The organism is Undibacterium sp. GW821-FHT11H02, from assembly GCF_058808015.1.
The window spans coordinates 1-25,351 of record NZ_JBXARG010000012.1; the positions used below are offsets into that span (position 1 = coordinate 1).

Here is a 25,351-nt window from a genome sequence, read left to right on the forward strand (position 1 = left end):
GACCGATGGCTACATTTCTGAAACAGCACCCACCGCTAACCAATTGAATTTATTCGATTTTTAACCGGACACTAGTGAGCAAGAACATATGTTCACATGCGTAGCACCAAGCTTGAAGATCGCGAGGTTCAGAGCTGCTCTCGACAAAACCAAGTGGCGCTCCATTGTTATTAACCAAATGACAGCACACAGTAGCGCCAAATCCTTTCCCGTGCTTCTCACAATCCATGCCCAATTCGTCGCTTTTCATACGTGAAGACACCTAGTTTGATTTATTGTGGAACGAGCCGAAGTTAACATATAAGTATAAAGATAACAATGATATTTCGAATAGTGGGTAAGCCTTATTAAACTTATGTTTATGGTTTCAATAGTGTATTGGTATTGTCCATGGCCGAAGGCGAACATCATCCCTCCAATCCCACAAAACAACAAAACTTCACGTTTTTTGCTTTACTTTTCAAAGCGCTTTGAATTAAACTAAAAACCAATCCAAAGCGCTTTGAATGAATCAATTAAAAAGTAATAAAAAGTCATTCAATACGCGCTTTTTAAATTTTCTGAATATGAGTAAGCCTATGAAACCAGCCTGCATTTTTGACCTCGATGGTGTGATTGTGGATACCGCGAAGTACCACTATCTGGCTTGGAAGCGCTTGGCGAATAGTTTGGGTTTCGATTTTACTGAGCATGACAATGAGCAGCTTAAAGGCGTCAGTCGGATTGAGTCTTTGAAGTTGATTTTGCGTTTGGGTGGCAAGCAACTTGATGATGCGGAATTTGATGCGGCCTTGGTGCGTAAGAACGGCTGGTATTTGGAATATATAAATCAAATCGGACCGGAAGAAATTTTGCCGGGTGCGGCAGCATTTTTGAGTTCAGTGCGCGCGCACGGCATCAAAGTAGCGTTGGGGTCGGCGAGTAAAAATGCGGTTTTGATTTTGCAGCGCATACAGTTGCTCGATCAATTCGATGCGATTGTCGATGGCAATAAAGTCAGTAAAGCCAAACCCGACCCTGAAGTCTTTTTGAAGGCGGCGGAAGAATTGGATGTACCTGTTAGCTCGTGCATCGTATTTGAAGATGCGGTGGCGGGTGTGCAGGCGGCGCGCAATGCGGGCATGAAGGTGGTGGGTATCGGTAGTGCAGCGGTGCTCGATCAGGCGCATTTTGTGTTGCCCAATTTCGCGGGTCTGGGCATTGAAGATGTGCTGGCGCGCTTTGCCTGATTAAAGAAAATATTGAATAAAACAAATTAAAGACGGACGAAACAGCAATGAGAGACTACATCAAAAAAGACCCGTGGAATATTATCGAAGAAGGCTTTGATCCTGCTTTGAATCGTATCTCGGAAAGTATTTTTTCCATCGGCAATGGCAAGATGGGCCAGCGTGCCAATTTTGAAGAAAAATACAGCGGCAGCAGTCTGCGCGGTAGCTATGTGGCTGGCGTTTACTACCCAGATAAAACGCGCGTGGGTTGGTGGAAAAATGGTTATCCCGAATATTTCGCTAAGGTACTCAATGCGACCAACTGGATAGGCATTAATGTCAACGTCGACGGCGAAGAACTCGATTTGGCAACGGCGAGCGTAGCGAATTTTAAGCGTGTGTTGAACATGCAAGAAGGCATTTTGCAACGCAGCTTTGTGGCGACCTTAGCTTCCGGTAAGCAAATTGAAGTACAGTCCACACGCTTTACCAGCATCGTCGATACCGACAATGCGGTGATTCGCTATTCTGTGAAGGCGTTGAACTTCAGCGGTAAGCTCACCTTCACACCTTTGCTTGATTTGAATGTGGTGAATCAAGACTCCAATTACGATGAACAATTTTGGGTAGAAATTTCGCGCACTTCGGAAGTCGGCAGCGCGGCGATTACGGGTGAAACGAAGAAGACGGCTTTCCACGTGGCGACAGCCTTTGCTCTGTCATTGGAAGTCGATGGCGCCCCACAGGCTTTGCAAGCAGAACCCGCGTCGAAAGAAAAATGGGTCGCGAATGTCGTGCATGTTGATATCGCGCAAGGACAATCTGTTAGCTTGATTAAGTACCTTGCGGTGGTTTCTTCGCTCTATGCTGAGAAGGCGACGATACAGGCGACCGCGCAAGCAAGTGCTGCTGCGGCGCAAACGAAGGGCTTTGAAAACATGCTGAGCGAGCAGCGCGCAGCATGGGCGAAAAAGTGGGCGGAATGCGATATCACGATTGATGGCGATGTCGCGGCACAGCAAGCAATCCGCTTCAATATTCTGCAGATGAATCAAACCTATACGGGTGAAGATGAACGTTTGAACATCGGTCCTAAAGGTTTCACTGGTGAGAAATATGGCGGCGTGACTTATTGGGATACCGAAGCCTATTGCTTACCGTTTTATCTGAAAACGGCTGATCCAAAAGTCGCTCGTCAGTTGCTAGTGTATCGCTACAAGCATCTGGGTCGTGCGATCGAGAATGCCGCCAAGTTGGGCTTTAAGCATGGCGCGGCTTTGTATCCTATGGTCACGATTAATGGCGAAGAATGTCACAACGAATGGGAAATCACCTTCGAAGAAATTCACCGCAACGGCGCGATGAGTTTTGCGATTTACAACTACATCAATCACACAGGTGATGTCGGCTACTTGGCCGAATACGGCTTGGAAGTCTTGATCGCGATTTCACGTTTTTGGCGTCAACGCGTGCAATGGTCAGATCGTCGCAATGGCTACATCATGTTGGGTGTGACGGGGCCGAATGAATACGAAAATAACGTCAACAACAATTGGTACACCAATTTGTTGGCGCAATGGACTTTGAATTACACCCGCGAATCTTTAGCGCAAGTGAAAGCCAGCGACCCTGTACGTTACGCCGAGATCGTCGCCAAAACGCAATTGGGCGGGCACGAAGACGAAGAAACGATTTGGGCCGATGTCGCCGCGAAAATCGTCTTGCCAGTCGATGCGCCAACCGGTGTATTTATCCAGCATGACGGTTTTATGGATAAAGAATTGTTGCCGATGACGGCGATTCCTAAGGGTGAATATCCGATTCATAAACACTGGTCTTGGGATAGGATTTTGCGTTCTTGCTACATTAAGCAAGCCGATGTCTTGCAAGGGATTTATACCTTTGAAGCCAACTATGATAAAGAAACGCTCAAGAAGAATTTTGATTTCTATGAGCCACTGACCGTGCATGAATCTTCGCTGTCGCCATGTATCCATTCCATCTTGGCATCGTCGCTCGGTTATGAAGATTTGGCGTACAAATTCTATTTGCGTACAGCACGTTTGGATTTGGATGATTACAACCACGATACGGACGATGGCTTACATATCACTTCGATGGCAGGCACCTGGATGTCCGTGGTGGAAGGCTTTGGCGGGGTGCGTGTGCGGCAAGGTGTGTTGCATTTGAATCCGAGTTTGCCTAAGCAGTGGCAAGGCTATTCTTTCCGTATCAGTTTCCGCGGTGCCTTGTTGAAAGTGGCGGTAACGCCCGCTGCAATCATCATAGAAAACGAATCGGATGTGGGTTTGTCATTGCAGCTGGCTGCAGTGGAGAAGCAGCTACCGGCTCGACAAATTTTGACCATAGCACGTTGAGTTCAAAGAGTTGGCGTGCTTAAAGTAAGTCAATTGGTGAATTAATTAATTTGGGAATTGATTTCTGTAGCATTGAGTGATATGGTAAAAGCGAAAGCACGGGATCGCCGTCAATTTATTGGGTATCGTGTTTTTTTCTAGCGAAATGAGGGAAATAGGTAGCCCGCAAAATGCGATGAATGTTGATTCTTAGTTAGAGTTTGGTATTGGATTTCTTGCTCACATCGGAGGGGTAATCAGCTCGGTGATGAGTTTCGGCTCCCTCCTTACGAGAGTAAGTGAGGGGCTTTTTTTGTCCTCATTTTTTCCACTATCTTTCGTCTAAGCTTGAACAAAGTCACATTTCGATGGTCTATCGTGTACCGAGTCTGAGTGTAATCATAAGATGAAAAACCCCGTTCTGAACCATCCTGGATGGTGGCGTGAAGCCGTCATTTATCAAATTTATCCACGTAGTTTTAAAGACAGTAATGGCGACGGAATTGGTGACCTGCCAGGTATTACTGAGAAACTTGATTACATCGCCAGTCTCGGCGTTGATATCGTTTGGATTTCTCCTTTCTTCACTTCACCGATGAAAGACTTTGGTTACGACGTCGCCGACTATTGTGATGTTGATCCCTTGTTTGGCAGCCTGTCTGATTTTGATGCCTTGGTCGCGCGCGCGCACGAACTCGGTTTGAAGATCATGATAGATCAGGTCTTGTCGCATACAGCGGAGTCACATCCCTGGTTTGTGGAAAGCCGCCGCAGTCGCGATAATGCCAAATCGGATTGGTATGTGTGGTCGGACCCTCAAGCAGATGGCACGCCGCCGAATAATTGGTTATCGATTTTTGGCGGCTCGGCCTGGCAGTGGGATACCAGTCGTCGTCAATATTATTTGCATAATTTTCTCACCAGTCAGCCGGATATGAATTTTCATCATCCCGACGTGCAAAGTGCCCACCTGGCGAATATGCGATTCTGGTTGGAGCGCGGCGTTGATGGCTTTCGTATGGACGCTTGTATTTACCATTTTCATGATCAGGCACTGCGCAATAATCCAGTCGCGGCGAAGCAAAATACGGTGAATGTAGCAGCGTCGAATCCCTACGGCATGCAGGCACATATTTACGATAATTCACGCCCTGAGAATTTAGCATTTTTAGAAAAAGTACGAAGCTTACTTGATGAATACCAAGCGATTTCTATTGGTGAAATTGGTGCCGACGATGCGCTGGAAGTGATGGCGCAATATACCGAAGGTGGTAAGCGTCTACACATGGCATATAGTTTTAATTTGCTGACGGCTGAATTTTCGGCGGCGCATATACGTGCCCAAGTTGAAGCTTTTGAGGCCAGAGTGAAAGAGGGCGGTGCCTCATGGTCGGTGGGAAATCACGATGTCGCACGAGTGATGACACGTTGGGGTGGGCAACAGGCCAGTCCGGCTTTTGCCAAGATGATACTGACCCTGCAATTGGCCTTAAAAGGAACGCCTTGTTTGTATCAGGGAGACGAGTTAGCTTTGACTGAAGCTCAATTAGCATATGAGGATTTGCAAGATCCTGTGGGTTTGACTTTTTGGCCTGAGTCGAAAGGACGTGATGGATGTCGTACTCCATTGCCATGGACCAGCGAATCTCCCTACGCCGGATTTTCTAGTGGCAAGCCTTGGTTGCCTGTGCCTGCGGAACATTTTTCTTTAGCTGTTAGTGAACAAGAAAAAAATCCAGATTCAGTTTTGCATTTTGCGCGTCGGGTTTTACACTGGCGCAAAAGTATTCCGCAATTATTGCGCGGCGATATACGTTTTTATGATTTACCAGATCCCTTACTCGGCTTAAGCCGGGATCTACCGGGGGCACCAAGTATGTTTGTCGTATTTAATTTAAGTGCTGAGGCGATTAATGTGGAATGGACGCAAGTTCAAGATGCGATAGCGCTTTCGGGTCATGGACTGCCCGGCCTGAAGGACGGTAGTCAGTTGCAATTGCCTGGCTATGGTGCCTGGTTTGGGCTGAAACGTCATAGTTGATGTAGCGATTTTATTATCGGTCTGCTTCCATAGGAATTAAGCAAAATAGACCTGGCCTTGTTGTGTTCGCCTCCATGCCTAGCCAGCGCCATTCTGCATAAGTCCTATTCGATATACGTCCTTGCTCAGAATTTTCTGTTTCCGTTTATACTGTTTTCTGAAGACTATTTTTCACGACAAATTTACGGACCAAAATCATGCAAATTAGTAAAAGACAGTTTGCCAAAATGCTAGTCGGAACTGGACTCGGTGCTTTAACGAATTCAGTCTTTGCCAGCCTTGCCGCTCCTGAGTTGGGCCATGAATATAGATTGCTAAGTCAACCGCAGCCGGTTGAGGCTGGCCCGAAAATTCAGGTCATAGAATTTTTTGCTTATTACTGCCCACACTGCTATGCATTAGAGCCTATCTTGTCCGATTGGGTGAGAAAGCAGGGCGATAAAATCGCGTTCAAACGTATACATGTTTTGAATCCAGGCGTTGAAACACAGCAAAAGCTATTTTTTGCTTTGGACGCGCTGGGAAAAGCAGAGGAGCTACATACCAAAATATTCGAGGCTTATCATTTGAATCGCAATCGTTTGATGACTGATCAGCAGGTCAGGGCTTTTATTGATACCACCACCGTAGATAAGGTGGCTTTCTACAACGCTTATAAATCTTTCACCGTCATCACTAAGCAAGGGCGTTCGCCGCGCGTGATGGCCGACTATGACATTGATTCATGGCCTACACTTGTGGTCGATGGGCGCTTGCAAACCTCGCCGAGTATGGCGGCACGCAGCATGGGACGAGTCACTGAACAGCAGCAGAATGAAGCGGTGCTGCCAGTCTTAGATTTTCTTGTTAGCAAAGCGCACAAAGAAAAGGCTGCCGCGCATAAATAATCACTGCGCTGGAAAACATCGTCGTAAGTGCGGTCGTGAATACATTAATGAAAGTAACACACATAAAAAATGCCAGGTCTTTGGAACCTGGCATTTTTTTATTTGCTTTTGTAGTTTCTTGGTAAGACTTACTTCATTGCACGTAATGATCGAACACTATGATGATAGCGCTTCATGGTGTTCTCTCATTATTGTACAAATACTTTATATTCCCAAGGTTTCAAGTCGAATTTCACCTTGTCGCCCCGAGGTGCTTTCGCTCCGCTGATGGCGTCGCGTAATTTTCCTTTTGCCAGCGCGGTTTGAATTTCAGCTGTCTGTGCTTGGTTGGAAAGATTGAATACAGCTACTACTTTATGGCCCGATTTTTCGCGGGTAAAAGCAAATACATGCTCATCACTGCCAGTATTCAGGCGTTGCATTTCGCCGCCTTCTACGCCATTCCATAAAGCCTTATTGGTTTTCTTCAATTGAAATAATTTGCTGTACAAGGCTTTGAAAGGATGGGCTTTCCATTCGATAGGATCGCGGTCGAAGAAATTCAATGCCTTGTTGTTGCCAGCTTCCTGACCGCTATACATTAAAGGCATACCCTTCATGATGTTTGATAGTACCAAAAACGCTTCCACGCCATCACCGAGGCGTTCAAACTCAGTACCCTCCCAGCTATTCAAATCGTGATTCGTGATGTGCAGCATACGATAGGAATTAGGATGATAGTGTTTCTCTTCGCCGTTCAAATAGGCGTCCAAATCTTTCACGCTTTTCTTTTGCTTCGCAATATCATTGAACAAGTCTTTGTATTGCCAGCCATAGGTCATATCGAAGGCTTTTTCATGTAATTCAAATTCATGCGCCTCGGCCAGCATGAATACTTTTTTTACTTTATCTAATTCCTTGCGCGCATCGTTCCAGAAATCGGTAGGCACCATAGCTGCAACGTCACAACGGAAACCGTCGATATTGTATTCAGTCAGCCAAAAGCGCATGGCGTCTATCATTTCTTTGCGTACTTGTTGATTGCTATAGTCGAGTGAAATCACGTCGGCCCAATCGGGTACCGGTGGTACGAACTTGCCGTCTTTATCCTTCTTGTAATAGTCAGGATGTTGTGTAGTCCACGCATGATCCCAAGACGTATGATTGGCGACCCAATCAATGATTACGTACATACCTTGCGCGTGTATTGCCTTGACCAGATTCTTAAAATCGGCTGGCGTACCAAATTCTGGGTTGACCGCTTTGTAATCGCGTACGGCGTAATAGCTGCCCAACTCACCTTTGCGATTTTTTTCGCCGATAGGATTGATGGGCATAATCCAGATTACTTTGACGCCCATTTTCTTTAGTTCAGGCAAGTAAGCTTGGAATTTTTGAAAGCTACCTTCTTTGGAATGCTGGCGAATATTGGCTTCATAAATTGTTGCATTTTTCGTCCAGGCTGGATGCACGACTTCTGACTTGGTTTGCGCTGATGCGGGCATGTTAATGCCGACGCTAACCGCGGTGCTTAGACTGGTGCTAATTAAGAGAGAAAAGAGTAGGTGTTTCATGGCATGACCTTGTGTTTTTCGGGGGGATATTTTCTAAACTAATTTCGGAATATTGACTATTTCAGTTCTAAGATCGAGGCCGTTTTTGCCTCGACCTTGAGCTTATCGCTGAGTGAAATAGTTCGATCACTCATCACGTCGTGCGCTGATGTTTTCTTTTGTATCACTTCCTGAAAACGCTGCAGATCGAGTTCCGTGGCTTGTTCATTGCGATTAATAATGACCATGACTTTGCGTTCGTCTTTGCCATTTTTGAGCAGGCGGAAATAGACATAGCAATTATTCTCAGGTAGGAAGTGAATCAATTTGCCTTGATGAATAGCGGTCTCGTTCTTGCGCCAGTTAAATAGTTTGCGTACAAAATTCTGCATTTCTTTTTGCGCGATATTCAAATTTTCAGCGGTAAATGCATTTGTCTTGTCGCCCGCCCAGCCACCTGGAAAATCGCCACGCACTTTGCCGTCATCGCGCTGTGTCGGACTGGTCATTAGAATTTCAGTACCGTAAAACATTTGCGGAATACCGCGCAGCGTGGCTAGCATGACCATAGCCAATTTGTTGAGAGCGAGATCTTGATTGAGGGCAGAAAAAATTCGCGGTGTATCGTGATTACCTTCAAAAATAGTCAGATTCTCCGGCTGCGGATAGATGAAGTCGTTGGCGATTGCTTCATACATCGTCATCATGTCTGCGGGTTTGCCATTTTCACCAATCAGGCTGGTATGCAAAGCCTGATACACAGAAAAATCCATCATGCTCGGCATATAAGAACGATAGCCATCATGGTTCTGTCTGCCTCGCTGCCAATAAGCGACGATATTGGGATTCATGCTCCATTCTTCGCCGACTATGTTTAAGTTGGGATATTCCTCGGTGATGCGTTGTGACCAACGTGCCAGAAAATCTCTATCGGAGTAAGAATAAGTATCGACGCGCAATCCAGATAGATCGGCGTACTCTATCCACCATAAAGTATTTTGAATTAAATAGTTTGCCAAGAAAGGATTGCGTTGATTCATATCTGGCATGGTTTTGACAAACCAGCCATCCGCGAATTTTTGCTTGTCGCTTTGTGCTGCATGGATATCTTGCAAAGTGCTGCGTATGTGATTGGTCTCGGTATATTTCTCAGGGAAATTTAACCAGTCACTACTGGGTACATCCTTCATCCACCAGTGATTTGAGCCTATATGATTTAAGACGATATCTTGAATCATGCCCACACCTTTTTGTTTCGCCGATGCCACCAAGTCTTTATAGGCGAGGTTGCTGCCAAAACGCGGATCTATTTTATAAAAATCGGTTGCTGCGTAGCCGTGATACGAATTGACCGGCATCGCATTTTCCATTAATGGCGTTGGCCACAGCATGGTAAAGCCCATGTTGGCAATGTAGTCCAGATGTTGTTGCATGCCTCGTATATCGCCACCGTGGCGACCACCAGCGATATCACGCGCCAGTTTGTCGCTGTAATCTGCATGACTATCATTACTAGGATCACCATTCGCAAAGCGGTCTGGCACCACCAGATAAATCGCGTCACGAGGTGTAAAGCTAGCTCTTTGAGCTGAGTGAGGGCGACGATTTTCTAATCTAAAATCATGTGTTAAGACGAATTTATCACCTCGTTTAAACATGATTTTGACGGTACCTGCGATGCTGCTTTCAGCGATGTGCAGATCGATAAATAAGTAATTGGGATTGTCACTGCGTTTCACTTGGCGAATGCTGACGCCGGGATAGTCTATGTGTGGTGTAAGTTCGCTGATGCTTTGTCCGTGCACCATGAGCTGAACGTCGGGCTGCTTCATGCCTATCCACCATGAGGATGGCTCCAAATGTTGGATTTGATGCGTACTATTTTGCCCCGAAGCTGATGCTGATTGTGCGCCGTGAGCCAAGCTTAAAATATCGCCCATGACGGTGGCAACGAAAAAAAATACAGCGCCACCTAACAAACTACTTCGTGGCGTAAGTAGTTTGTGAGTTCTTGGGGAAAGTAGGCGGCGCTGCATAGGGTTAAGCTTCGCTTTGTTCAATTGCGAAAGCCGCGCCGTTAAGGGCGGCTAAGGTATCGGTAATCAGTGCTGTAGGAATTTGCTGCAAATAAGGCTGCAGACGACCCTTGGCTTCAAATTTTTCGCGGAAACGTGAGGCAAAAAAGAAATCACCGAAACGTGGGACTATGCCGCCGCCTATATACACGCCGCTACGAGCCCCAACCGTCAATGCAATCGAACCGCAGAAACTACCGAGTAGCGCACAAAATGACTCTAAAGTCTGACGGCAAACCACATCTTGATTTTGCAGACCACGTTCCACAATTAATTCTGTACTGAGTTCTTCTGCTGTCTTGCCCATAGTGTGTGCCACGGCGCGGTAAAGTACCGGTAAGCCTATGCCCGATAACAGTCGCTCCGCAGAGACGTGCGAGAATTCTTGGCGTACCCGACTCAGGACTGCAGATTCAAAATCGTCGGTAGCGGCCAGGCTGGCATGACCGCCTTCTCCCGGAATCGCGATCCAACCATGGCGCGTTTCTATGACGGAACCAACGCCTAAGCCGGTACCGGGTCCAACTACGGCCAGCGTGCCGTGATGTTCTGGCAATTTGCCATGAGCGCGAATTTGTCCGGCTTGCAAGCGTGGAAGCGATAGTGCCAGTGCTTCAAAGTCATTAATCACCAGGAAGCGATCTAATTGTAAGGCCGCTTGTACATGAGCTTTTGAAAAACCCCAATGACTATTTGTAAAATTAATCTGATCCTGACCCGCTGCAGTGGCCACTGCGAAAGCAGCACAGCGTGGTGCTTGGTAGGCGCTTCCTAGCTGTTCTTGCAGGCGTGCCAGATAATTTTCGCTGGCTGCAATCGGGGTGTCGAATTTACTTACTGCCAGTGTATGCACGTGGGTAATCGCCTGATTTTCCCCAGCAACCCAGCCAAAGCGCGCATTACTACCGCCTATGTCAGCTACCAGCCAAGGGTAGGGCGCGCTCGCTGGTGTGTGTGAACTTGAAGAAATGGCGTTGGTCATCAGAGTTAAATCCTGTAGTGCAAATCATACAAAACAGCCAAACAGGGCAGGTGATTGGTAATCACACGCTGTCCCAGCGCTTTGTATAACTCTTGGTAATTAAGTTTTTGTAGGGCTATTTATCGACAAATGTAGCAAAACTACAGAATAGTAGCAACGTATTTGTTATTAAGTTTCAGGATTTTTTTTGATTTGTGGTTTTCCATGAAAAATAGTGGTAAAAAGTTTATCGAAATATTTTTTAGTCTGTTTTGTTTTGCTTGTATGGCTTACAAACGGCAAGCATGCTTGCAAAGAAACTGTGCCAAGAGTGGGTGAGGGTTCCTGGCGCTTAGCACTTGAGTCAATAGTTTTGTGCTGCTACAAAGGGCACAACGCGAGGTGGGGCCTGCATATCAGCTACCCAAGTTCAAAGGTGTCCGATACCAATAGTTCGGCGATGCTGAGGTCGCGGTCGGAATGAGCGGCGCTCTTAGTTCATTTGAAAATCAGATGTGCTTCGATAAAATCGGCATAAACCGTGGATAGACTACGGTCTTTTTTTGTAGTCTAGTTACAAATTCGACTTTCTCTGCGACATTGGATTTGCCATTTTTTAAATGGCTAGGCCTAATTTGTAATCAAACGCTTGATATATCCGTAGTGCGTCTAGTCAGACTACAATACCCATTTATATTTTTGATGCCGACTTATGTTGGCATTTGACAATCTTGCGGAACAGTCGCAGCGCAGCATGGACGTGAATAAAGTCAGCTGACGAGCACCTTCTATTTGGAACACTATGGAAAACCAGTCATTACCACGCCCAGTAAACGCCAGCGCACAATATGCCTCACCGCATTTGTTGGCAGATATAGGCGGCACTTATGCCCGTTTTGCTTTGGAAATGGGGCGCGGTGATTTTCAGTATGTTACTTCTTTGCTGTGTGCTGATTATTCCGACTTCTACGCGGCGATGCGTGCCTATCTGGCGACTTTGCCTGATTTTCAAATCGAACATGCGGCGGTCGCCATCGCCAATCCTGTCGACGGTGACATGGTCAGTATGACCAATTATCACTGGCATTTTTCTATAGAAGAAATGCGCCAAAAACTGGGCTTAGACACCTTACTGATCGTCAACGACTTTACCGCGCTGGCGATGGCATTGCCACGTTTGGGGCCGAATGATGTACGGCAAATCGGCGGCGGTAGTCCACGCAAACAAAGTGTCATTGGTTTACTAGGGCCAGGTAGTGGTTTGGGCACATCGGGTTTAATTCCTGCAGGCGACGGGTGGATCTCCCTGGGTTCGGAAGGTGGTCATACCAGCTTTGCGCCCCGTGATGAACGGGAGATTGTGATCTTGCGCTATGTCTGGAAGCATTTTGAACACGTTTCCTTCGAACGTCTGGTTTCTGGTCCCGGCTTGGAATTAATTTATCGTGCTTTGGTCGAGCATGGACAGGGCTTGATGCGTGAACTGAATGCCCCAGAAATCACACAGATGGCGCTCGATCAAAGTGATCCCTATTGCATACAAGCGCTCGATGTATTTTGTTCATTACTTGGTACGGCAGCGGCTAATTTGGCCGTGACTTTGGGGGCCATGGGGGGGATTTATATCGGTGGCGGTATCGTGCCACGTCTGGGTGAGTATTTTGAACAATCGAGCTTCCGCGCGCGCTTTGAACAAAAAGGACGCTTTAGCCGCTATGTCGCGGCGATTCCGACTTTCGTGATCACGGCTGAACAAGCCACATTTATCGGCGCCTCCGCCATCTTAGATGCGCAACTGAGAACTTTAAACACCGACCCCGGCTCAGCGATACTGGGGCAAATACGTCGTATCCGTGCTGATTTGTCACCCGCTGAGTTACGAGTTGCCGAGCACGTTCTGGCTCATGCCCGTGCCGTCGTCAACGATCCTATTGCCGAAATCGCTCGAGCGGCCGATGTCAGTCAGCCTACCGTGATTCGTTTCTGTCGTTCATTGGGGTGTGAGGGACTATCCGATTTCAAATTGCGCTTGGCCTCGGGTTTAACGGGCACAGTCCCTGTCACCCATATTCAAGTGACGGATGATGATTCGGCCTTGGAGCTGGGGGCCAAAGTCTTGGGTAATACCGCGTCAGCCATTCTGCAGGTACGCAGTCAGCTCAATCGCGACATGATAGAGCGCGCGATTGCCTTAATTAATCGCGCCAATCGGGTTGAGTTTTATGCGATCGGTCATTACGGTGTGGTCGCACAAGATGCGCAGTTCAAATTCTTGCGCTTGGGTATTCCTAGCATTGCGCACACTGATTCACGTCTGCAATTATTGTCAGCCAGTGTCTTGAGTGATCAAGACGTGGTCGTGATCAGCAGTAGCAGTGGTCGCTTGCCAGAACTTTTAGAGGTGGCCGAAAAAGCCCGTGAGCGGGGCGCTAAGATTATTGCGATTGCCGCCAGTCATTCGCCGCTCATCCGCAAAGCCGATGTCGCCTTGATCGTGGATCACGTCGAAGACGTCACGACCCATTTACCCATGGTCAGTCGTATTTTGCATTTATTAGTGATAGACATGCTAGCGGTCGGCGTGGCGATGGGACGTAACCCCGGTAGTACGTCCTTGATGCGTGGTGAGGCAGATGAGCGTTTGGACGAAGCCAAAGTAGAAAGCCCCACCGTTAGCGCGAAAAAGACTGGCGCACGTAATCAGGCACCCGGTGTCAGCCTGGCCTCGCCTCTGGCAAAGCTGACTTCGCATAGCCGCTAGTAGCCAATAATAGCCAATAATAGCCAATAATAGCCAAAGGTAACGATTAATAAGGTGCTAAGTGCGACCTATATCTGGCGCACTTAGCACCTTATCGACTTCCTATCCGCAAAATCGCACCACAAATCTTAGCTGGTCGCGCATTTCTACGCTTAAATCCTCGCTTCCTGCACTTCGTCGCATGGCGCTAGTGCTTGACCTTCGGTTTCTTTAAAGTACACCCATCGACGAACCACACAAGGTGGAAATCGATAAAAACCAAACTTCATTCCATCGTGAATAAATCAATTAATTTAGGAGAAATACCATGAAAACAATTACCGCCACCGCCATCGTTTCTGCCGCTTCTGCTTGCGTCAGCTCATTACTTTTTGTAGGCATCGTGAATATGGCAACCAGCACCAATGTTGAAGCATCCGTAACGCCTATACAAACAGTCACTGTTAGCGCAAAACGTATGAGCGACGCTGAAAAACAAGCCTACGATTGGCAATTAGCACAGTCCACCGTGACACAAGTCATTGAAATTCGCGCAAAACGTTTGACTGCCGCAGAAAAAGCGCAGATGAGTGATGAATAAGCTTGTAAATTAGCTGATAAATTAGCTGATCAATTAGCTTGAGTAATTCAGATCTCAGTCGATATTTTCTGCAGTTCAGCTAGACAGTAGGCGCATCAAATTAGTCAAAAAAATTCTTCATGGTTTAGCCCGATTAGTGGTTAAACCCAGTGCTGGTGAGCACTGTCAGAGATTCAGTATTTCATATTCCCTTCGCCATTCCCCCTCGCGACTTTTTTTAATTTCTTCCCTTAGAAATTGAAATGTCATGCCCGCCTCCTTGCGCATTAATTTCCAAACTATTTGGCGAGTAGACCCTTTTTAAGATCAACTTTAGATTTCTGCGCAGCGACGTATCAGTAAGTAATTTGCATCCTACCAACCCGGGAAAAAAGCGCCAGAAAATTTTCACGGACTGTGTTCTCAGCATCGCTGCTGCTTACTCTTAGTCCTCACTTTTCTACACTTGATTCCCGTCATTTTGTATTTCGTCGCATATGACTCGCGCTTGACTAAATGCTTGGATAAAGTACACACATCGAAACACAAATCGATAAAAAAACGAAGTAAAGAAACAGCGAATTTAATGATCCACCAGATAAAAATCTAGTGAACAACTTTAGGAGAAACATCATGAAAACAATTACTGCCACCGCCCTCGTATCAGCCGCTTCTGCTTGCTTGAGCTCTTTGATTTTCGTCGGCATAGTCAACGTCGCAACGACATCGAATGTAGATGCTTCCGTCGCACCTATCCAAACCGTGACCGTCAGTGCAAAACGTATGACAGAGGCAGAAAAGCTCGCTTATGATCATGAAACATCGATGATGCAAACGGTCGTGATCAGCGCTAAACGCTTAACACCAGCGCAGAAAGCAGCAATGGCTGATGAATAAATCGATAAAACTCATTCACTATCTCGCTATCGCTGGTCGCCAGGCTGCATACGCTGAACACATTGAGTGAAGTTGAGTAGAATGAAAAAAAAGAGTTCGAGTGCCGACTCTTGAGGCAGTAAAAAGAGCAGTAAAACCAATCCGCCAGCGCTATCTTAAGCGCGGCAATGAAGAGAAATTAGCAAAGTAAAATCTCCTCAGGCACTCATTTCTTCTTTGTATCTGCGTGTAATCAAGTCTTCCTACGTATTTCCTTACAGGCTCTTACGCCAACCATTATCTAGCCAGTCGTACATCATCAAACTATAGTTGATGGCCAGAAGCAGCGATTTTTGAGTTGCAGGCAAATTTTTGTTTAACCAAATTTTGGGCGTAGCACCGTCGAACGAGGTGGCTGCAAGCGTTTGATTTTTTTGATGCATCTGTAGGCCAGTAAATTGTTGCGGGCCAAAAGTCATGGTTCTCCATTCCCCATTCACCAAGAAACTACTTTCTTTGACTAATTCAAAATGCATATCACTGGGTGTTTGCGAATTTTGTTCTTGCAATTCAATGTGAGGGGGAGCGGCGTCTTCTGTGCTTCCTGTATTGACGGTCAGACGCCATTGCAAGGCATTTTGTTGTAGCTCACAAGCTAAGTAACTATTTAAGCGTTGTCGATATTCTGTCTTGCTGGAGCGTTGATTGCGTGAGAAGCGAACTATATCTAAATGATCTGTCAATACCACACGACGACAGCGCACACGTATTTCCGCCTCTTTCTCGGTATTGACCGCAAATCCAAAATCTTGCTCGCTATTGTAAAGGTAGTGATGACGGGTTTGTTTCCGCATGTCGAGTAAGTCAAGAAACAGTAAACGTAAAAATTTGTCTTTGATTTCAATCCCATCTAGCAGACCTCCAGATTGAGAAAACCAAAGTTCCGTTCGGTCTCCCTTTGCCCATGTCGTTTCGGTGCTATGAATTTCGTAACCTGGCAAATGTTGTCGATAAACGGCATCGTTCAAGCGCCAGGTCGGGCGTTTTACTTCTAAGAGTTCGGCACTTTCGAGAAAATTTTTATGTAAGGGAATCGATTGATTTTGTACTGTCTGACAAGCACCGAGTAAGACGGCGGAGAAAATGAGTATGATTTTTAAACGCATGGTGACAATTTAAGGAGGGAGTGGAGGTTGGCTCTGGTATAGAAATTGGGCTCGGTTCGGCATTATTGGCGAACTAGATACGCATTCTCTGGATTTTAAAAAAAGTGGCGTATAGCTAGACTAAAGGCCTGCTCAGCAAGACTTCGGATTAAGAAAATTCTTGGAAGGAAACTTTCTATGCGTGGCAAATCTTCTAGATTTTAGAGCCACTATGTGTGATCGTTATGGCAGATCGATAGTCGATGTCGCCGCGATAAAGTCGACCAATTGCGCTGCAGGCATTGGTCTGGAGAATAAGTAACCTTGTCCAAAGTCACAGCCCATTTGCTTTAATAGTTGATGTTGCTCTTCGGTTTCTACGCCTTCAGCTATGACTTGAATGCCTAACTTATGTGCCATCACGATGATGGCCTCGCATAGTGCATATTCTGATGAATGCAGGGACAGATTTTGAGTAAATGACTGATCAATTTTGAGGTAGTCAACGTCAAATTTTTTCAAGTAGGATAGCGACGAATAACCAGTACCAAAATCGTCAATCGCGACTTGAATTTTTGCGTCACGGTATTGCAATAATCTTTGCGTCACACGGATATCGTTGTTAATTAAAATGCCTTCGGTAATCTCAATCACAATATTGTCGCCATCGATTCCTGAATCTAGAATTTGATCCAGCCATTGATCCTGGCTGCCTCGTTCGACTAGGAATTGGACCGGCGATTTATTCACACTGATTTGAAATTTTCGTTCTGATAGCGCCTGACAAATTTTCACTTGCTCGATAGCTTGCGAAAATACCCAATTGCCTATCTGATGTATGGTACCTGTGTCTTCCGCGATAGGAATAAAGCTGGCCGGAGAAATAAAGCCCAGCTCCGGATGTTGCCAGCGTATCAGCGCTTCTGCTTTATAGGTTTGACCATTCCTAAGATCGATAATCGGCTGGTAGTAAACCAGGAATTGATTTTGTTTTAGGGCATGGCGCAAGTCGTTTGCCAGGCGCATTCTGTGCGTGGCATCTTCTTGCATAGTTTTGGTGAAGAAGCGGAAGCATCGACGACCATTATCTTTGGCAGAGTACATCGCCTGGTCTGCGTGCCGCGTGAGTTCAATCACGGTCTGCGCATCATTCGGGTACAGTGCGATACCGACACTGGCAGAAACGTAAGACTCAACGCCCGAAATAATAAATGGCTGCGACAATTCGGCAATAATTTTTTCTGCGAGTTTGCCAACGTCGACCGTGTCATGGACATCAGTCAATATGACAGTAAATTCGTCGCCACCTATCCTTGCAACCGTGTCATAGGCACGGACTGTCGATTTAATGCGCATCGCTGCCTGTATCAGTAATTGATCGCCGACGTGGTGTCCCAAGGTGTCATTGACTTCTTTAAACCTATCGAGATCGATAAAAAGTAGAGCGATCGTTTCATGTTCTCGCTGCGCCTTTTTAATATTTTCTTCGACGCGATCATAAAACAAGCGACGATTTGGAAGTTTAGTTAGCGAATCATAATTTGCTTCTGTCCAAATCTTTTCTTCAGCATTTTTCATCGCAGAAATGTCGGTATGCGTACCCACCATTCTAAGTGATTGGCCTGCTTCGTTAACGCTCACCACCATGCCACGTCCAAAAATCCACTTATAACTGCCATCGGCACATTGCATTCTGTATTCTGCAGAAAATTGATTTGACAGGCCATTTCTATGGTTTGCCATTTCAGTGAGGAGATGTGCCCGATCTTCGGGATGTATGAGTGAAATGAGTTCGTGATAGTTGTCTTCGAAACGATGTTCGGGGTAGCCCAACATACTCAGATAAGTCTTAGAAAACCGTCCTTTCTTAGTAATGAGATTGATATCCCATACACCATCACCGGCGCCTTCTAGCGCAAACTGCCAGCGTAATTCAGCCTCTTTGCGTTCGGTAATATCGTTAAAGTTGACGATTATCTGGCGCAGCAGATGCTGTTCATCATTTTCCAAAAATGCACTCACTTGTACCCAGCGGATATCGTGGGCTTTGGGACTGCGAATTCCCAGCACCATTTCTGTGAAGGATTGCTTAGTGGTGAGCGCTCGTTGCACCGGATATTGATCCGGAGCTATCCGTTTCCCGCTTTCATCCACAAAACACCAATTAGGGTCGATGGCAACTTTGCCTATCAGTTGATCTTCAGATAGGCCTAATAATTCGGATGCCCGCGAATTGCTAAAAACGATGCTGGTATCGGGTGCATGTACGACGATCGCGGTGTGGAGTCGTTCTAAGATAGATCGGTGTTTGGCCTCGGAATTGATCAATAACTGGTGTTTGTGCGATAGTTGTTCTGCACTAAGTTTTAAGGTCAGAATCGCTTCATCATTTTTGCGCCAGGCCAGGTCGATTTTGCGCGTCAAATAGAGCAGGGTGATAGCGAATACGAGGAGAATCAGACTAACCACCGTGACTTGTTTTTCCCAAGCTTTAAGAGCCACTTCGGTGGCCAGGCCTATATTGGCCAAATAGCCATATTTGTCGCTGCGCTGATAGGAATAGATGCGTGTTGTGGCATCTGTGCTGCTCGCATCGCTAGTGTAAGTGCCGCGATTGGGACTTATTTTCAGCGTGTTTTTGAATGGATTGGAAACGGAATTGCTACCAATGGGAATGGTGTTATTGCGATCAAATGTTGAGCGTGCAATCAGCGCCAATTTTTGATCTCGCAAAGCAATCGAACCCCCTTCGCCTATATGAATTTTGTTAAAAATATCCTCGATTTCTCTTGTATAGACAGAGGCATACACCATGCCAGCGAAAGTACCATCAGCGCGATTGATGCGACGTGCGAAAGGCCACACCCATTTCTGCGCTATTTTGGCAAACACAGGTTGACTGACTATCAGTTGGGCTTGAGGATCGCTCGCTAACAGTTGAAAAAAAGCGCGATCATTCAGGTTGGTCGTCTTATCTTTATTTTCAACTCCATAAATGATATTGCCCTTATCGTCGGAAATGCGCATAAAGGCCAGATGTGGGACACGTTTAGCCTGCCTCAGCAAAAGCTTGTTAATACTCTCTGCATCTACTGTACCCTCAGTTTGTTGTCTGCTCACTTCATCGACCGCTGCTTGCAAAGCCACGTCTATGGTATCTATCATGCCATCGAAGGTCTGCACCAAAGAACTGGCCAGATTTTCAGACGAATGTTGAATTTGCTTGAGAGCCTCTTGCCGTAAATACAGCAAAGTAAGAAAAGCACTAGAGACAAAAAATAAGATGACAAAAACGACGCCACCATATAAAAGTGCGCGTTTATTGTTCAGAGTCAGTTGGTCTAAACTGTTAGTTATTCTCATTGCACTTGACTGTGTTAGTCGTTAACTGCAAATGTTCCTACAATCAGAAACGTTTGATTAGACGTGTTGAATTTCGTGCGTACTTCCACTGTGGATATTCACCGAAATTATAGAAATTATCCAGATAATTTTGTTGCTTTGAGTAAATTAAACGATATTTTCACAATGTATGTCAAAAAAAAGATCGCGTACAGAATTGTTCTTAGCTAATTTGACCAACTTTGACTCAAGACCTCAGCCTGTTTCAAGCACAAATCAATCGCTTCGTCGGTTTTATCTGGTGGATATTTCCACTTCTTTAAAGCGCGGCGTACCAGATTACGTAATTTTGCGCGCACACTGTCGCGCACTTGCCAATCGACTGTGGTTGATGCGCGCAATTGCTCGGTAACGTACTTCGCTAACTCACGTAAATTATTGTCGCCCAATTCTTTCACCGCCGATTCGTTTTGAATCAAAGCGCGATAGAAGGCGATCTCGTCGGAATTGAGTCCCAGCTTTGTGGCTTGTTCTGCATCGGCAGCCATCTCCTTCGCCATGTTGATCAATTCCTCGATCACTTGGGCGGTTTCAATCGCGCGGTTATGATATTTACGTAGCGTTTCTAAAATGCGATCAGAGTATTTTTTCTCAGACACGACATCGGTTTTCATACGCGCTTTGACTTCATCGCGCAGTAATTTTTCCAGCAGTTCCACCGCCAGATTTTTGTGCGGCATGCGCGCCACGTCTTCCATAAATTCAGGGGAGAGCAGGCCAATATTCGGTTTGTCTAAGCCCACCATTTTAAAAATATCATCCACGCCATCTGCAATGATCGCGTTATCGATGATTTGTTTCAGTGCACTGTTTTTTTCTTCATCGGTGCGGCGTTTATCAATGGTCGTGAACTTGGTGATCGCGTGTTTCACCGCACTTAAGAACGCGATCTCTTTTTTCAAAGGCTCAACTTCGCTCATGGTGCTGCACAGCGTATAGGCTTTGTTGAGCGCAGCCATTACGTCGAGAAAACGCTTCTTCCCATCGAGCTCGCCGCTCGCGCCTTTCATTCCCAATAAATGATTCATTGCCCCGGGCAATAGCTGTAAAGCCTTGGTCTCAAACTCGCTGTAATCAAAGCCATGAAACATCACATGAACGATATCCATTTTCTCCAACAAAATCGCGTAGGCTTCACGCGTATCGTGCGTTGGTTGGCCTTTGCCTTGAGAACCTGTGTAAGTGTGCAAAGCCTTTTTCAATTCGCTAGCGATGCCGATATAGTCCACCACCAAGCCGCCCGGCTTATCTTTGAAAACCCGATTCACCCGCGCAATCGCTTGCATCAAGTTATGGCCTTTCATCGGCTTGTCTATGTACATGGTGTGGCAATTCGGCGCATCAAAACCTGTCAGCCACATATCGCGCACGATCACTAATTGCAGAGGATCGTTCACATCTTTGAAGCGTTTTTCGAATAGTTTTTTCGTGTCTTTGTTGTAGATGTGCGGCTGCAATTTGGATTTGTCTGACGCCGAACCTGTCATCACAATTTTAATCACGCCCTTGTTCGGATCGGCATCGTGCCATTCTGGTTTGATCGCCACAATCGCGTCATACATATCGACGCAAATTTCGCGACTCATACACACAATCATGCCTTTGCCCGGCATGCTGGCGATGCGGTTTTCAAAGTGGGCGACTAAATCTTTGCCCACTTGCTTCATACGTGGTTCGCTGCCGACCAATTTTTCTAATGCCGCCCATTGCGATTTTGTGCTTTCACGCGAGGCGACATCTTCCTCATCTTCGATGACTTCATCGACTTCTTCATTCAGTGTTTCTATCTCATTCTGATTGATGTCGAGTTTTGCAAGGCGTGATTCGTAATAGATAGGCACGGTCGCGCCATCGTCCACCGCGTCTTGAATATCGTAAATAGAAACATAGTCACCAAACACCGCCTTGGTGTCTTTGTCTGCAGAATCAATCGGCGTACCTGTAAAGCCGATGAACGATGCCTCTGGCAAAGCATCGCGCATGTGCTTGGAATAGCCGAACGTGTATTGACCAGTCTTGGTATTGAATTTGGCCTTGTCGCCATATTGACTACGATGCGCTTCATCGCTGATCACCACGATATTGTGGCGCGTCGAGAGAATAGGGTGGCTAGTTTCTTCGCCCAACAAAGCAAACTTTTGCACCGTCGTAAAAATAATGCCGCCTGCCTGACGTGAGCTGAGCAATTCACGTAAATCATCTCTATCACCCGCTTGCACCGGGGTTTGCTTGAGCGCCTCTTGCGCCATGCAAAAGGTATTGTAGAGCTGACCGTCCAGATCATTTCTATCCGTCACCACCACGATGGTCGGATTATTCATCTCAGGCTGCGCCAGCAATTTCGCCGCATAGCACAGCATAGAAATTGACTTACCCGAACCTTGCGTATGCCATACCACGCCCGCTTTACCCGAGCCTGCTACAACTTCATTGGCGTAATTCGCACGCGGCTGCGCAATGCTGCGACTATCGGGACGCTGCGCCGCAATCACCGTCGCACGCACCGCCTCGCGCACGGCATGAAACTGATGATAGCCCGCAATTTTTTTAATGATGTTGTCGCCATCTAGTTCAAACAAAATGAAATAGCGTATGTAATCAAGGAACAAATCAGGTTTAAAAAATCCCTTCACCAAAGTCTCTAAATGAAACTCAAACAGCGGCTTGTCATGTTCATTCGCCACCGTGCGCCAAGGTAAAAAACGCTCTTTGTTTGACGTGAGCGATCCCACCCGTGCAATCAAACCATCACTCACCACGACCGCTTCATTAAAAATAAACAGATCAGGAATTTCTTCTTTATAGGTTTGTATCTGCTGAAAAGCTTGCCAGATATCCGCGTTTTGATCGGCGGGATTTTTCAATTCCAACACCGCCAGCGGAATGCCATTAATAAACACCAGCACATCAGGACGACGATTGCCTTTGCTGCCAGCCAAAGAATATTGATTGACCACTAAAAATTCATTGTTACGAGCGTTAGCAAAATCAATCAATTGCACATAGTCGATTTTGCTCTCAGCATTACCGTTCGCATCAACTTCCTGCGACTTAAATTCCACCTTCACGCCTTCCAGCAAAAGCTGATGAAAAGCTTTGTTATTCTTGATTAGGATAGGTGTTTCGGGTTTGCTAATTTGAAGCGCGACTTGTTCTAAGGTGGCAGTGGGGATGTGAGGATTAATCTTCTGAAGAGCCGACAATAAACGCGTAGACAAAATAATCTGGCGATAGTCACTGCGTTCGGGACTGCTGCCATCCGGCGCAATGTCATAACCGCAGACGTAGTCATAACCAATTTCTTGAAACCAGGTGAGGCAGAGTTGTTCTAGTTGGTCTTCAGTGATCATGCACAGCGTTCCTAGGTTGGCGCGACTTTTGCGTAATTCAAAAGCTTAACAAAAGGAAATGAGTATGATTTAAAAAGCACTTCTGCGCTAGTAGAGCGATCAACTATTTGTTGCTTGTTGTTAATTCTTGGATGTTTAGAACCAAGACATCCACATTCGTTGAAGGATTGGTTGTCCGATTTTTTACAGACTCTTCACGCAATTTCTGCGCATGTTTTATGGCATCCGGTAATTTAGGCTTTAACTGCACATAAATTCCTTGTATGCCTTTGGCGTAGGCAGCAAATCCCGGCTTCTTCTTTAATGCTGCAACGGCGTTATCGCCTACAGACTTTTTACCAGCTTGATGGAAGGCGGAATCGGTATAGCCAAAATGCAGCAATAACCAAAACTCAAAGCAAGGCGTGGATGTAATCGCCTCGAAAGGTTTGGACTTCCTCGAAGACTTTAAGTCCTTTATTCGTTGAAGGGTTTCATCAAAAGTGCTATGCGTATCTCGATCAAAAACGCAATACACCTTATCGTAAGCATCACCACTCACGGCGTCTTCATCATAAAGAGCCAATGCATGATCAAGGATGCGGTCTGGTGTGTTGCCATTATTTTTGGGAATGTAGACTTGTTTAGGATCAATCCCTAAATCGGCTCGCAAATCACGAAAATAATTGAATTCTGTTTTTGATCCTTCACAGATAATCAAGTAGCGCTGCTTACGCGCACGGAAATCTCTTCTACGCTTTAAATCAGCGTTCGTTTTTGCTTTCCGTTTATGGAATAAATCCTCACTCCCCATAAAAATCCAAGTCTTTCAAGAAGGGGATACCGCCATAACGTCCATTTAAATAACCGCGCTCCACAGCTTCATTATCTCTAGGGCTAAAGTCAGATAAAGGATAAAGCCGGGTAGCGCGGTTACTATCTTTTTCCATAAACCAAACCTGATCACGGCGTAAGAGTTTTTGGCTCAGCAAAGTTGTATCGTGGGTCGTAAAAATAAGCTGCGCTTTACTGCCTTCATGATGGAGCTTTTTCACAAGATGGTGCACGAGCAGTGGATGCAAACTTGTATCTAGTTCATCCACCACCAGCACGCGATCATGTTCAATCACATCAAGCCAAGGGCCAGCGAAGGCGAACAATGCGAGCGTGCCATCAGATTCTTCTTCCTCGGCGAATTCAATTAATTCTTGTGTGACCGCATCTTTATGAAAAAAACGAGGCTCTAAATTCTTCTTTCCAGCCAATTCCTTGATGAGTCCTTCGCGCATCGCTGAGGGTAAAGATGGATGCAAAGATTCTGCAGAGAACATGGATTCTTTGACTTGAATATCTGCGATAGATAAATCTGCGGCATTCATAAAGTCAATCACGCGTGTTCTATCTTGTTCATCTTGGCAGCGCATAAGCGTATAGCCTTGGCTAAATCCATGAACCGAGTCAACTACACGTAAACGAGATCGAAACCAATTGAAAGCTGGTTTTAACTGTTCATTATTGAGTTGAATGGCAGTTGAAAAAAACAAGGCATTTGGTCTGGTTTGGCTTTCCCAAATTTGTCGCTGGCGGCCACCCAAAAAATTCGGGCTGAATTTGTACACATCTTTACCCGCTGGCGCATCAAATACACGGTGAAACCATTTTTGTGGACGACCAGAAGGGTAGGCGAATAACCATTCCTCGGTAAAACGCTCCCGGTTGCAACGAAAGCCGTACTCGTAACGCACTTCGTTTTCGATAAAAGTAATTTCAAATTCGCTGTCAGTTTGACGCGATTGGGCAGTTAGCTTGAAAGGAACAACGTCGATAGGATCGTCCGCCTGGCTTTCTTTTTGCGAATTTAAAACCTGCTCTTTCATGAACCGTAAAGCTTGAATCAAGGTACTTTTACCTGATGCGTTAGGCCCATATAAAACAGTAGAGCGTAATAATTTAAGCTCGCTCCCATCTGCGATTGGTGCAAATGTGTTCAAAGATTCAAGCTCTTTGAAGGAAGACGCCGTCATATTGAGCGTTTGACGCTCAAGAATAGATCGGCAATTAGTGACTGAGAATTCGATTAGCATGGCGCTATCTTACACTTATCATTTGATTTTTGCATTTTATGTGCAAGAAAACGACTTAAAAGTGATTTTTATCAGTTTTTTTGGAGTTTATTCGCTATTCGCGAATAGCGAATATGCTGTTTTGTAGCTTA

At 45.9% G+C, this 25,351-nt stretch carries 15 protein-coding genes; 7 read left to right on the forward strand and 8 right to left on the reverse strand.

Annotated elements, in window-relative coordinates:
* The first annotated feature begins 506 nt into the window (after positions 1–506).
* From pgmB to AC1RR2_RS12920, 4 genes are all read left to right on the forward strand, one after another.
* On the forward strand, positions 507–1,229 hold the full coding sequence (pgmB, locus tag AC1RR2_RS12905) for a beta-phosphoglucomutase (RefSeq protein WP_493222672.1): 723 nt from the start codon (positions 507–509) through the stop codon (positions 1,227–1,229).
* A gap of 47 nt (positions 1,230–1,276) precedes the next feature.
* Complete coding sequence (locus AC1RR2_RS12910; protein ID WP_493222673.1) at positions 1,277–3,589, forward strand: family 65 glycosyl hydrolase domain-containing protein; 2,313 nt, start codon at positions 1,277–1,279, stop codon at positions 3,587–3,589.
* 385 nt (positions 3,590–3,974) lie between these two features.
* Positions 3,975–5,609, forward strand: a complete 1,635-nt coding sequence (locus tag AC1RR2_RS12915; RefSeq protein WP_493222674.1) for an alpha-amylase family glycosyl hydrolase — start codon at positions 3,975–3,977, stop codon at positions 5,607–5,609.
* Between the two features lie 197 nt (positions 5,610–5,806).
* On the forward strand, positions 5,807–6,496 hold the full coding sequence (locus tag AC1RR2_RS12920) for a thiol:disulfide interchange protein DsbA/DsbL (RefSeq protein ID WP_493222675.1): 690 nt from the start codon (positions 5,807–5,809) through the stop codon (positions 6,494–6,496).
* Positions 6,497–6,684: 188 nt separating this feature from the next.
* Here AC1RR2_RS12920 and AC1RR2_RS12925 read toward each other — a convergent pair whose 3' ends face one another.
* Genes AC1RR2_RS12925 through glk form a run of 3 tightly spaced genes read right to left on the reverse strand, consistent with a single transcriptional unit; the run spans position 6,685 to position 11,085 of the window.
* Positions 6,685–8,049, reverse strand: coding sequence for an alpha-amylase family glycosyl hydrolase (locus AC1RR2_RS12925; RefSeq protein WP_493222676.1), 1,365 nt, complete (start codon positions 8,047–8,049; stop codon positions 6,685–6,687).
* Between the two features lie 56 nt (positions 8,050–8,105).
* A complete protein-coding gene (locus tag AC1RR2_RS12930; protein ID WP_493222677.1) occupies positions 8,106–10,064 on the reverse strand; it encodes a glycoside hydrolase family 13 protein in 1,959 nt (652 codons plus the stop codon).
* Positions 10,065–10,068: 4 nt separating this feature from the next.
* Positions 10,069–11,085: a glucokinase gene (glk, locus tag AC1RR2_RS12935; RefSeq protein WP_493222678.1), complete on the reverse strand. Its 1,017-nt coding sequence runs from the start codon at positions 11,083–11,085 to the stop codon at positions 10,069–10,071.
* Positions 11,086–11,866: 781 nt separating this feature from the next.
* On the opposite strand from glk, the gene AC1RR2_RS12940 reads away from it, so the two are divergent.
* From AC1RR2_RS12940 to AC1RR2_RS12950, 3 genes are all read left to right on the forward strand, one after another.
* Positions 11,867–13,825 (forward strand): glucokinase, encoded by a 1,959-nt coding sequence (locus AC1RR2_RS12940; protein WP_493222679.1) that lies wholly within the window; start codon positions 11,867–11,869, stop codon positions 13,823–13,825.
* A gap of 307 nt (positions 13,826–14,132) precedes the next feature.
* Positions 14,133–14,405, forward strand: a complete 273-nt coding sequence (locus AC1RR2_RS12945) for a hypothetical protein (protein WP_493222680.1) — start codon at positions 14,133–14,135, stop codon at positions 14,403–14,405.
* A 612-nt stretch (positions 14,406–15,017) separates the two neighbouring features.
* Entirely contained in the window at positions 15,018–15,281 is a 264-nt protein-coding gene (locus AC1RR2_RS12950) for a hypothetical protein (protein WP_493222681.1), read from the forward strand.
* Between the two features lie 254 nt (positions 15,282–15,535).
* Here AC1RR2_RS12950 and AC1RR2_RS12955 read toward each other — a convergent pair whose 3' ends face one another.
* The 5 genes from AC1RR2_RS12955 to AC1RR2_RS12975 form a co-directional block, all read right to left on the reverse strand.
* On the reverse strand, positions 15,536–16,426 hold the full coding sequence (locus AC1RR2_RS12955; RefSeq protein ID WP_493222682.1) for a hypothetical protein: 891 nt from the start codon (positions 16,424–16,426) through the stop codon (positions 15,536–15,538).
* A gap of 222 nt (positions 16,427–16,648) precedes the next feature.
* Positions 16,649–19,768: a bifunctional diguanylate cyclase/phosphodiesterase gene (locus tag AC1RR2_RS12960; protein WP_493222683.1), complete on the reverse strand. Its 3,120-nt coding sequence runs from the start codon at positions 19,766–19,768 to the stop codon at positions 16,649–16,651.
* Between the two features lie 206 nt (positions 19,769–19,974).
* Positions 19,975–23,154 carry a type I restriction endonuclease subunit R gene (locus tag AC1RR2_RS12965; protein ID WP_493222806.1) on the reverse strand — a complete coding sequence of 1,060 codons (3,180 nt, stop codon included), beginning with the start codon at positions 23,152–23,154 and terminating at the stop codon, positions 19,975–19,977.
* 106 nt (positions 23,155–23,260) lie between these two features.
* Positions 23,261–23,950 (reverse strand): RloB family protein, encoded by a 690-nt coding sequence (locus AC1RR2_RS12970; RefSeq protein ID WP_493222684.1) that lies wholly within the window; start codon positions 23,948–23,950, stop codon positions 23,261–23,263.
* A complete protein-coding gene (locus tag AC1RR2_RS12975; RefSeq protein WP_493222685.1) occupies positions 23,940–25,220 on the reverse strand; it encodes an AAA family ATPase in 1,281 nt (426 codons plus the stop codon). Before AC1RR2_RS12975 ends, AC1RR2_RS12970 begins: the two co-directional genes overlap by 11 nt.
* Between the last annotated feature and the right edge of the window lie 131 nt (positions 25,221–25,351).

Coding starts and splice junctions, on each gene's coding strand:
- pgmB (WP_493222672.1), top strand. CDS start 507: ATGAATCAATTAAAAAGTAATAAAAAGTCATTCAATACGCGCTTTTTA.
- AC1RR2_RS12910 (WP_493222673.1), top strand. CDS start 1,277: ATGAGAGACTACATCAAAAAAGACCCGTGGAATATTATCGAAGAAGGC.
- AC1RR2_RS12915 (WP_493222674.1), top strand. CDS start 3,975: ATGAAAAACCCCGTTCTGAACCATCCTGGATGGTGGCGTGAAGCCGTC.
- AC1RR2_RS12920 (WP_493222675.1), top strand. CDS start 5,807: ATGCAAATTAGTAAAAGACAGTTTGCCAAAATGCTAGTCGGAACTGGA.
- AC1RR2_RS12925 (WP_493222676.1), bottom strand. CDS start 8,049: ATGAAACACCTACTCTTTTCTCTCTTAATTAGCACCAGTCTAAGCACC.
- AC1RR2_RS12930 (WP_493222677.1), bottom strand. CDS start 10,064: ATGCAGCGCCGCCTACTTTCCCCAAGAACTCACAAACTACTTACGCCA.
- glk (WP_493222678.1), bottom strand. CDS start 11,085: ATGACCAACGCCATTTCTTCAAGTTCACACACACCAGCGAGCGCGCCC.
- AC1RR2_RS12940 (WP_493222679.1), top strand. CDS start 11,867: ATGGAAAACCAGTCATTACCACGCCCAGTAAACGCCAGCGCACAATAT.
- AC1RR2_RS12945 (WP_493222680.1), top strand. CDS start 14,133: ATGAAAACAATTACCGCCACCGCCATCGTTTCTGCCGCTTCTGCTTGC.
- AC1RR2_RS12950 (WP_493222681.1), top strand. CDS start 15,018: ATGAAAACAATTACTGCCACCGCCCTCGTATCAGCCGCTTCTGCTTGC.
- AC1RR2_RS12955 (WP_493222682.1), bottom strand. CDS start 16,426: ATGCGTTTAAAAATCATACTCATTTTCTCCGCCGTCTTACTCGGTGCT.
- AC1RR2_RS12960 (WP_493222683.1), bottom strand. CDS start 19,768: ATGAGAATAACTAACAGTTTAGACCAACTGACTCTGAACAATAAACGC.
- AC1RR2_RS12970 (WP_493222684.1), bottom strand. CDS start 23,950: ATGGGGAGTGAGGATTTATTCCATAAACGGAAAGCAAAAACGAACGCT.
- AC1RR2_RS12975 (WP_493222685.1), bottom strand. CDS start 25,220: ATGCTAATCGAATTCTCAGTCACTAATTGCCGATCTATTCTTGAGCGT.